Annotated in this window: 2 protein-coding genes; one reads left to right on the top strand and one right to left on the bottom strand. The window is 65.0% G+C overall.

What is annotated here, in order from left to right:
• Window positions 1–435, top strand: a 435-nt coding sequence (locus AC1D1X_RS24595) for a LysR substrate-binding domain-containing protein (RefSeq protein WP_477699526.1), incomplete at its 5' end; no start/stop codon positions are given.
• Here AC1D1X_RS24595 and AC1D1X_RS24600 read toward each other — a convergent pair.
• Window positions 422–863 (bottom strand): hypothetical protein (locus tag AC1D1X_RS24600; protein ID WP_477699527.1); only part of this gene is annotated, 442 nt, incomplete at its 5' end. The genes AC1D1X_RS24595 and AC1D1X_RS24600 overlap by 14 nt on opposite strands.

The following is an 863-nucleotide window of genomic DNA, read 5'->3' on the forward strand; positions in this document are numbered from 1 at the left end:
AGCAAGGACCCGTTGGTGGTGGCGCTACCCGGGCAGCACTCGCTGGCAAGCAAGACTACGATTGCGCTCCCTGATCTGCTGGGCGAGCCTCTAGTGATCTTTCCGCGGCGAATCGTTCCGTCACTCTACGACGCGATTTTTGCGATGTATCACGCCGCAGGGCAATTGCCGCAGGTTGCCCAGGAAGCCATCCAGATGCAGACTATCGTGAACCTGGTATCCGCCGGGCTCGGCGTGGCCTGGGTTCCCGAGAGCGTGCGGCAGTTTCAGCGCCCTGGCGTGGTGTATCGCAGCCTGCCTGGTGGCAGGCCTTCCATGCGTAGTGGTGCACGGGGTGCTTCGGCCGTGGTGCCTGGCTGTGAGACCAGTCTGGTCTGGCCGCGGGCAAGCGCCAACCCGGCGCTTGCCCGCTTTATCACCTTTATCGGCGCATAGACCGCTCGAAGGCTTCTTCCCGTTCGCGTTGCCGGCGCGCCGCCACCGCACTTTGCTGCTGCTGCTTTTCCGCTGGGGTGAGTTCGCGCTGCTCCATTCTTCGTTGGGCTATTTCGCCGGCACTGCTGCAGCGGGCGCCGTGGTTGGCTTCGCAATTGGCAATGATCTGTTTGTCGGAAGCCTGCGCCTGGGTTTGGGCACCGCCTTTGCGCAGGCCACCCAGTGCCGAGGGCATGGCCTGGCGCGATCCGCCGCTGGATCGGTCAGCAGCAGCTGCCCGCGCATTCGCCGCAGCGTTTTCCGCTGCCCAATCCTTGGGTGCCGCGGCGGCTCCGCCATTGCCATAAAGCACGCCGGGCACGCCTGTTACAGGTGTGCCGTCAGTTGATGCTGGTGCCGCGGCAGGGGCCGGTGCGCGGACAATGAGC

The organism is Polaromonas sp. P1_G4 (assembly GCF_056405475.1).